This window comes from Arthrobacter sp. Hiyo1 (genome assembly GCF_001263615.2).
GTDB lineage: Bacteria > Actinomycetota > Actinomycetes > Actinomycetales > Micrococcaceae > Arthrobacter.
This window is the reverse complement of sequence record NZ_DF952469.1, coordinates 294,077-302,364: the sequence shown is the minus strand read 5'-3', so window position 1 is coordinate 302,364 and position 8,288 is coordinate 294,077. Positions and strand designations below refer to the sequence as shown.

Annotated in this window: 7 protein-coding genes and 1 pseudogene; 5 read left to right on the top strand and 3 right to left on the bottom strand. The window is 63.8% G+C overall.

Annotation, left to right across the window (positions count from 1 at the left end; translation table 11 throughout):
- The first annotated feature begins 668 nt into the window (after nt 1-668).
- The 5 genes and pseudogenes from AHiyo1_RS05935 to AHiyo1_RS24500 all read left to right on the top strand — a co-directional run bounded on the left by AHiyo1_RS05935 (nt 669) and on the right by AHiyo1_RS24500 (nt 5,471).
- Complete coding sequence (locus AHiyo1_RS05935) at nt 669-1,913, top strand: AAA family ATPase (RefSeq protein WP_059387923.1); 1,245 nt, start codon at nt 669-671, stop codon at nt 1,911-1,913.
- Between the two features lie 17 nt (nt 1,914-1,930).
- Entirely contained in the window at nt 1,931-3,322 is a 1,392-nt protein-coding gene (locus AHiyo1_RS05930) for a helix-turn-helix domain-containing protein (RefSeq protein ID WP_148667440.1), read from the top strand.
- Between the two features lie 107 nt (nt 3,323-3,429).
- Nucleotides 3,430-4,756: pseudogene (locus tag AHiyo1_RS05925) on the top strand (aminotransferase class V-fold PLP-dependent enzyme).
- Nucleotides 4,753-5,265 (top strand): Fe-S cluster assembly sulfur transfer protein SufU, encoded by a 513-nt coding sequence (sufU, locus tag AHiyo1_RS05920; RefSeq protein ID WP_059387921.1) that lies wholly within the window; start codon nt 4,753-4,755, stop codon nt 5,263-5,265. Before AHiyo1_RS05925 ends, sufU begins: the two are co-directional and overlap by 4 nt.
- A 68-nt stretch (nt 5,266-5,333) precedes the next feature.
- Entirely contained in the window at nt 5,334-5,471 is a 138-nt protein-coding gene (locus AHiyo1_RS24500; protein WP_172465507.1) for a hypothetical protein, read from the top strand.
- 387 nt (nt 5,472-5,858) lie between these two features.
- On the opposite strand, the gene nhaA is transcribed toward AHiyo1_RS24500, so the two are convergent.
- From nhaA to AHiyo1_RS05905, 3 genes are all read right to left on the bottom strand, one after another.
- Nucleotides 5,859-7,166 (bottom strand): Na+/H+ antiporter NhaA, encoded by a 1,308-nt coding sequence (nhaA, locus tag AHiyo1_RS05915; protein ID WP_059387920.1) that lies wholly within the window; start codon nt 7,164-7,166, stop codon nt 5,859-5,861.
- A 182-nt stretch (nt 7,167-7,348) separates the two neighbouring features.
- On the bottom strand, nt 7,349-7,570 hold the full coding sequence (locus AHiyo1_RS05910; protein WP_059387919.1) for an SCO4848 family membrane protein: 222 nt from the start codon (nt 7,568-7,570) through the stop codon (nt 7,349-7,351).
- 1 nt (nt 7,571) lies between these two features.
- Nucleotides 7,572-8,069, bottom strand: a complete 498-nt coding sequence (locus tag AHiyo1_RS05905) for a DUF2505 domain-containing protein (RefSeq protein WP_059387918.1) — start codon at nt 8,067-8,069, stop codon at nt 7,572-7,574.
- Between the last annotated feature and the right edge of the window lie 219 nt (nt 8,070-8,288).

The window sequence follows — 8,288 nt, the reverse complement described above, 5'->3', positions numbered from 1 at the left end:
GGCGCCGCGGCCGGAACATTGCTGGGTGTGGGCGTCGGCGTCGGTGCCGGCGTGGCGGTGCGCGTTTGCGCGGATGAAGCGAAGGCGATGAGCTTGGCCGCGAATATGAACCGCGGTCGCCGGCCTGATAGGAGGATTTGTGTGATGACTGGACAGCTGAGATGGTGGCGAACCCACCAAAGGCAAGTACAGCCACGGCGATGAGTGCTGTGAACAGGTGTTTCATATTTTGGGTGACATATCTGTTGGGGACATAGACATACGAGACCTGGGCAATGGATAAGGCGAGCTGCAGCTGAACGTGCGGCAGCGTCGTACACGGCCAAACGGTGTGCCACGACAGAGTTGTTGCGGAAATCGGCTGCGCTTCAACTCCCCAGAAGTAGCCAGCCGGAACTTACTCTTGCGGCACCAGCTTACACAGTCAGATCACAGAGCGGTAACAGAGGATGCAAATCCGGCGGGAAAACCGGGGTGGAAACGGCGTCGTGGTGCGTCGCCCGGAGGCTCCGTGGAGCGGGGATGTTTCGTGCAAGTAGCCCCGGAAAACCAAGTAGTTACCACTCAATCCAGGGACTGAAACCCGAAGGTAACGTTTGGAAATGACACCGGTCCGTGCCACAGCCGTCAGGAACGTGTGTCCGGCGGCCCGAAGATGAGACAGGACCATGGACGATACCGAAGGGACCCACACCCCGCCCCCGATTATTCGGGCCGCGGAGCTCCAGGAGATTGTTATTGCCTTGTCCGGGCCGGAACCGGCCGGGATAGTCATCTCGGGACCGGGAGGCTCCGGAATGACCACCCTCTTGGACGCAGCGGCTTCAGTGCTGGGCGGTTCCTTCAGCGTGATCGCCCACAACGTCTCGGAGTCGTTCGCGGACATTCCCTTTGGAATCGCCATGGCCCTTGTTCCGGACCTGCCGGCGAGGGCCAAAGTGTGGCCGGGTTCCATCGTGGCGGCTTGCCGCAAAGCGGTGCGTGGCGCAGCGACCTCCGGATCCGCCGCACTGCTGGTACTGGACAACATAGATTTCCTGGATGACATGTCTCTTTGGCTCCTGAGCCAACTGCTTGTTGAACCGGACATCCGCCTGATTGCCACCCACCGCTCGGACCGGCCCTTGAGAATGGAACTCATGGAATCCGTGGTGTCGCGGCAGCTGTCGGTGGTGACCCTGGACGATCTCACGCAGGAGCAGCTTCGCGAATTCCTTGATGATCGCCTCGGCGGGCGCGCAGCCCGCAGCCTGGTGCGGGACATCCATACCCTCACCGGTGGAAACCTGCAGACCGCGAAATTGTTGGTGGACGAAGCCGCAGCGCGTGGCGAGATCGTGGAACAGGCCGATTCCTGGATGTTGTCCGGACCAATCCGCTTGGACGGTTCGCAAGCGCTCGAGCTGACCCGCCACCGGCTTGAGGGCTATTCCGTGCCACAGCGGCAGGTGGTGGACATTCTGGCGGTGGGGGAGCCGATACCGCTGGCCGTCCTTGAACAACTCGGCCCAAAGCGGGCGATCGACGCGCTGCGGTCCGACGGAACCATCCGGGTCCTGAAAGACAGCCCGGAGACGGCAACGCTCAGCCATGCCATCGAAGCGAGGCTGGCCCGGCAGCACTTGGGACCTGAACGGATCCTCGAACTTCGGAGGAGCATCTACGCGACGTCCTCACCCGTTGGCGATGATTCGCTGTGGACGCTGTTCCGCCGCGTGGACCTAGAACAGGCAAGCGGTTTACCGGTGCCGGATGCCGATCTTTTGGCCGTGGCCATCGCCGCGAACGACATTCACGACAACCGGAGGGCCCGGCGGGCCGCGGAAGCGGTGCGGGCGCGGAACTCGGACTGGTTGCCGGCGTGGAACTGGCGAGGGCGCTCTATCAGACAAGGGACTTTCCCGGGGCTGTGACGGTCTTGAAGGGTCTGGTGGCGAACACCCCCGACGTCCTGACGCTCGACTTCGCCCACGCTGTGTGGCTTCTGCTGCATGCGCTTCTGCCGACATCGCCGGGAGCCAATGTGCTGAAGGCGGTCCTCCAGGATGCCCGACGGCGGCTGGTGGCTGCCGCCCTCGGCATCCAGCCCGGCGAGCCAGCCCATCTTGGCGAGTCCGCCGTCCGGGACGAACTGGACGTCCTCCAGCTGTATCTGGACGCCCAAAACGGTAGCTGGCCTTCAGCCAACACCGAGCTGTTCCAAAGGCTTTGCCATAGCCAATTGGTCGATCCTGGATTGAGATCGGAGGGCCATCCACCCCCGCCCACCCAGGCCGGCGTGCTGTTGATGGCGCTCGTCTCCCAGGGGCTGGCTGTCAGCGGACGGTTCGCGGACGCCGTCGCACTTTCGACCCTGGCGCTCGAAGCGGTGGGGCGGCTGCCGCGCTGCCCCGTGGACTTCCACTCCACTGTGCTGACCATCCACGGGTCCAACCTGATCTGGCGCGGGCAATGGGGCGGGCCCGAAATGTTCTGCGCCGGAAGTTCCAGCTTCAGCAACCGGATGAGCTATTTCGGTGGCTCAGCGCATCTGTACAGGGCACTCGTACTTGCCAGGCAGGGGAGCCTGGAACTGGCATGTGAACAGTTCCGCCAGGCCAAGGCCCGGCTGGATGAAGCCGACCCTGACGGGCTCCTCCCGCCGGCGCTCGGCGGACTTGCCGCGGCTGCGTGGTTGCTGGGGGACGTCAACCAGGTCCGTCGCGCCCTGGCTGCCTACGATTCGCGGGCCAGCGGAGGGAACTATCTGGCCTCGCAGCTCGCCGAAAGCTATTCGTCCGCCGCCCGGTCAGTGCTGATTGGCGCTGAGCACTCGCACCGGAAGCTGCTCCAACTCGCCGGGTCTGCCGCCAAAAAGGGGCACCGGGCGCTTGAGATGTTGAATCTCGGCCTTGCGGCCCGTACCGGCACCCGGGGAGACCGGCAGCTGGGGGCCGGAGTGTCCGAGCTGGTGTGGAGTGTCGAGTCCGGCATGCCGTCGGGACAGGAAGCAGGACAGGAAATGGGAACTGGGCAAGTAGGCATCGGAGAACCTCAGCAAGCGTTGGACCAGGAGGAGGCTTTCGTTTTTGACGAACCCCACCCGGCCAGTCCGGAGGCCGGATCCTCGGTCCTTCCCGGCGTCGTAAAGCTTTCCCAGCGTGAACGCGAAGTGACTGCCCTGGTGGCCTCCGGGCTGAGCAGTGCGGAGGTGGCTGCCCGCCTGGGTATCGCCGTGAACACGGTCAACGCCCACCTGCAGCGGGTCTACGGCAAGCTCGGAGTGTCCCGCAGGCAGAAGCTTTCCGAACTGTGGGACGAGCTCGCGAAGCCGGAGGAGTAGGGCCAACGCTCCTATTGGTGGGACAATTACAAGGTGACGCCGCCAGTCCTGGCGGTCCGCCGCTGGCGATTGCCACGTAGTCCTGACAAGGAGCACCGGTTTTGACAATGGTTTCCACCCCCGCGTGGGGAGATGCCCAGGTTTCCGCACTCGATGACGATGAAGTCGGTCGCATCCGCAACGACTTCCCCGTTCTTGGGCAGGAAATCAACGGCAAACCGCTGGTCTACCTCGATTCGGGCGCCACCTCGCAGAATCCCCGGAGCGTGCTCGAGGCTGAGCAGGAATTCTATGAACAGCGGAACTCGGCCGTTCATCGCGGAGCGCACCACCTTGCGGTAGAGGCAACCGACGCCTTCGAAGACGCGCGTTCCACCGTGGCACGTTTTGTGGGTGTGGAGGACGATGAGCTGATCTGGACTGCCAACGCCACCGCCGCTGAACCTCCTGGCCTATTCGTTTTCGAACGCCAGCGTAGGCAGTGCGGGCGGGGAAGCCGGACGCTTCGCCCTCAAGCCGGGGGACGAAGTCCTCGTCACCGAAATGGAACACCACGCCAACCTGATTCCGTGGCAGGAGCTGTGCCGGCGGACCGGGGCAAGCCTCAAGTACATTCCGCTCGACGACGCCGGTGCGCTGCGTCTCGAGGAAGCAGCACGCCTCATCACCCCGCGCACCCGGATCCTGGCCTTCACCCACACGTCAAACGTCCTCGGCAATATCAACCCCGTTGGCGTGTTGGTCGGAATGGCGCGGGAAGTAGGCGCCTTGGTGGTCCTGGACGCATGCCAGTCCGCGCCGCACCTCCCCTTGGACTTCAAGGCGCTGGACGTGGATTTCGCCGTGTTCTCCGGCCACAAAATGCTGGGGCCCACGGGAATCGGTGCGGTCTATGGCCGCAGCGAACTGCTCAATGCCATGCCACCGTTCCTGACCGGCGGTTCCATGATCACCACAGTGACCATGGAGGAAGCCCAATACTTGCCTGCTCCCCAGCGTTTCGAGGCTGGAACCCAGCCTATTTCGCAGGCCGTGGCCCTCGCTGCCGCAGCAAACTACCTCAGCGAAACAGGAATGCAGCGGATCGCCCGTCGTGAGGCGGAGCTCGGCCAGCGGCTTGTCACCGGCCTCAGCGCCATCGACGGCGTGCGTGTGCTGGGCCCCGGGCCGGGAGAAGAACGGACCGGTCTTGCCGCGTTCGACGTCGCCGGAGTGCACGCGCACGACGTCGGGCAGTACCTCGACGAGCTGGGCATCGCCGTCCGGGTGGGTCATCATTGTGCCCAGCCCTTGCACCGCAGGCTGGGCCTGAGCGCGTCCACGCGGGCCAGTACCTACCTCTACACCACATCCGATGAAGTCGATCTGTTGGTGGATGCGGTTGCCCGGATCAGGCCGTACTTTGGGGTAGCGGCTCCTGGAGCCACATCATGAGCGGCCTGGACTCGCTCTACCAGCAGTTGATCCTGGAGCATTCCAAGGCGCGCAGCGGCGGAGACCTTGCCAAGCTTCCGGCCCCGGGAACCGGCACCCCCGGCACGGAACAGAGCTACACGGGCCAGAGCCACCAGCTGAATCCCATTTGCGGGGACGAAATCACCCTCCGGCTGAGTCTTGGCACCGCCGGTGACGGACAGGCCGTCACGGAAATCCATTGGGACGGCGACGGATGTGCCATTTCGATGGCGTCGGCGTCCATACTCAGTGAAATGGCACCGGGCATGTCCCCGGTGTCTCTTCGCCACACGATCGACCACTTCCGCGAATTGATGCGTTCGCGCGGCAAGCTGGAAGCGGATGAGGAACTTCTCCAAGACGCTGCCGCCCTGGCCGGCGTTGCCAAGTATCCTGCCCGGGTGAAGTGCGCCATGCTCGCGTGGGTTGCCGCGGAGGACGCGCTGCGCCAGGCCGAGGCGGGCCAAGGGTTGGCCCAGGCTCTTTAGTGCGGGTGGGCCGAGGTCGAGTACCCTCCACTCTATTTCGGCCCGTGGTCCGGACTTAGCCTCGAAGCATGATTACTTTGGAGAGCAGGCGCGAATGGCGCCAGAGCCAGCATAGGGTCCGCCGGGCGGAATTCGTGGTTGTGGGATTGTTGCTCGCCCTCGTCGCCGCGACAATTCTTGCCGCCGTCGCGGGATTCGTGCGGTAAGGCCGAATGGTTCACCGCAGCTGTGCTGCGGCCTTCACGGCTGACTATATAAAGGTTGGAAAACCGCACGAGGCAAAGAAAAGCTCGGACCCGAAAAACCGGTCCGAGCTTTTTTGTACCATTGGCCTAGTCACCGCATCATTTGGGTACCCGCTGCGATGAGCACCGAAATCGACATGAGACCGAGAATTACCCAAACAAAGATCAATGACCAGTTCTTCTCTTGGGCTTTCCTGTGGGCCCCATGCCACACTCGTTCCATACTATTCGCGTCCATAGCAGCAAGGTATTCCTGCAGATAGCGCCCAAACAGCGTGCCGACCACCCCAATTGAAAAGGGCATTACTCGCATTAAAATGCGGGCTACTCGTATGCGGTCCCGGCACGTCAGGCGCGGGTAAAAACGTCAGGCACGCCGTCGCCGTCGTCGTCCCTTAGCTCCTCCCGCGCCACGTGGCGGTAGTGCCGGTTACGGGCTTTGAGTACGACGGCCGCAAGCACCGCCGCGGCGAGGGAACCGGCGAGGATGGCCACTTTCGCGTGGTCGTCGTGCGGAGAACCGCTACCGAAGCCCAGCTCGGCGATCAGGAGGGAGACGGTGAAACCGACGCCCGCCAGCATGGCCAGCCCTGCGACGTCGATCCATGCCAGGCCGTCATCCAGCCGCGCGCGGGTGGTCTTGGTGATGAGGAACGTGGTGCCGAGCACTCCAGCCGTCTTGCCGGCCACGAGGGCCAGGACGATGCCGACTGCCACGGGATCGCGCAGGGCCGCTCCCAGTCCTTCGGCCCCGCCCAAAGCCACGCCGGCGGAGAAGAAAGCGAAAACAGGCACCGCAAAGCCGGCGGAGAAGGGACGCAAGCGGTGTTCGAAGCTTTCGGCGAGCCCGGCGGCAGGTTCGCCGTTCTTGCCTGAGGCTACGACCGGCACCGCGAAACCAAGCAGGACCCCGGCCACGGTGGCGTGGATGCCCGAGGCATGGATGAAGGCCCACGTGGCTGCGGCCAAGGGGAGCAGCAGGTACCAGCTGCGGACGCGTTTCTGGACCAGGAACGTAAAGAGGGCCAAGGGCACCGCGGCGGCCAGCAGCATGAAGGGCTGTAGGCCGCTCGAGTAGAAGAAGGCGATGATGCCGATGGCAATCAAGTCGTCCACCACTGCCAGTGTCAGCAGGAAGGTCCGCAATGCCGCGGGCAAATGCGTGTTGATGACGGCCAGGACGGCCAACGCGAAAGCGATGTCAGTGGCAGTAGGGATGGCCCAGCCCTTGAGTGTTTCCGCGCCCGAGCCGAGGTTGATCACCACATAGATGAGCGCGGGAAGAACCACGCCGCCCACCGCTGCCGCCACCGGAACGATCGCTTTTGCCGGCTTCCGCAGTTCCCCGGCCACGAATTCACGCTTGAGTTCCAGTCCGGCGATAAAGAAGAAAACGGCCAAGAGCCCGTCGGAGGCCCAGTGGCCCAGGCTCAATTCCAGATGCCAGGGAGCGTAGCCGATCTTCACTTCGCGCAGCGCGAAGTAGCCGTTGGCAAGGGGCGAGTTTGCCCAGGCGAGTGCGGCCACAGTAGCGGCGAGCAAAAGCGCGCCACCAACGGTTTCAGTGCGGAGAATAGCCAGGATCCGTTGATATTCCGGGAAACTGGATCTGCTGAATACCCTTGAGGGGGCAGCGTCGTGGGGGCGGTTCGCCATGTGGCTCCTTGGGGAGTGCGGGGTGGACAAAACTATTGCCGACCAGACTTCCCGGCGCACCTGTGTTCTATTTTAGCGGAACGGTCACCTACCCCGCCGAGGCCCCAACTAGCTCGCAGTTAATGTCGTTATGAGGCGTCATAACCACAACAAATGCGAGTCAGTTGGGGCCGGAAGGGGCGTTACGTGAGCAGCGCCGTGATCCCGATGACCGCCGTCGCGAGTCCGAGCACCATGGAGATGGCGACCAGCACGACGTGGACGGTGAGGAACTTCGTGGCCTTCCCGTTGGCGTCGCGGGCACGGGGGTCCGACATGACCCGGCGCAGGAACTGTGGCCACACGATGAGGGACCACGCACCCGCGACGATCAGCACGATCGACAGCCCGGCTGCCAACTGCACGCTAGTGGCTTTCGAGCCAGGCCTGGGCCTGCTGGGACTGGATGTTCAAGGCCTTGCCGACCATCGGTTCGGCTGCGTCGGCGATCTTGCCGCCGAGGAACGGAACCGACGACGTGACGGCACCTTCGAGCTCGACGCGGGTGCTGCCGCCGTCGGCCACCAGGCGCTGCGTTGCGGTGACATCCAGCGGGGCGCCTGAGATCTTGAGGGAGATGTTGCTGGTCCGCGAGCCATCGGCCGTCGGGGCGTCCCACTTCTCGGTCTGGGTGACGGTGAGCTTCTCGCCCACGAACTTCCGGGCGATCTCCGGGAGGCGCGTGGTGGGCAACGTGCGGACCGTGGTGGTGGTGAAGGCGCCGGCGACGTCGCCGTCGATCTGGAATGATTCCAAAGTGCCGCCGACATACTCGCTCGTGTGGCGCAGGAAGTCTTCGTCGATGAAAGTGGCGGCTACGCGGTCGACGCCGTAGGGCAGGATGGTGGATGCGTTCAGGGCCATGGGGGTCCTCCGTGAATATCTCGGTTGAAAGCTCTTGCGGCTCCCAAACATCCTACGGTGTGGGCGGGGTAGGCTAGGAACGCCCCGGGATTCGAGAGAATTTCGGGTTTTCGTGCTGCCTTCCCCACTCCAGGAGTGCCATCCATGAGCCCCAAAGGCCAACCGTCAGCGGTCAACTCAGGAATCAGCCCTGCCGGCACTGTCGCATCCCTTGATGGA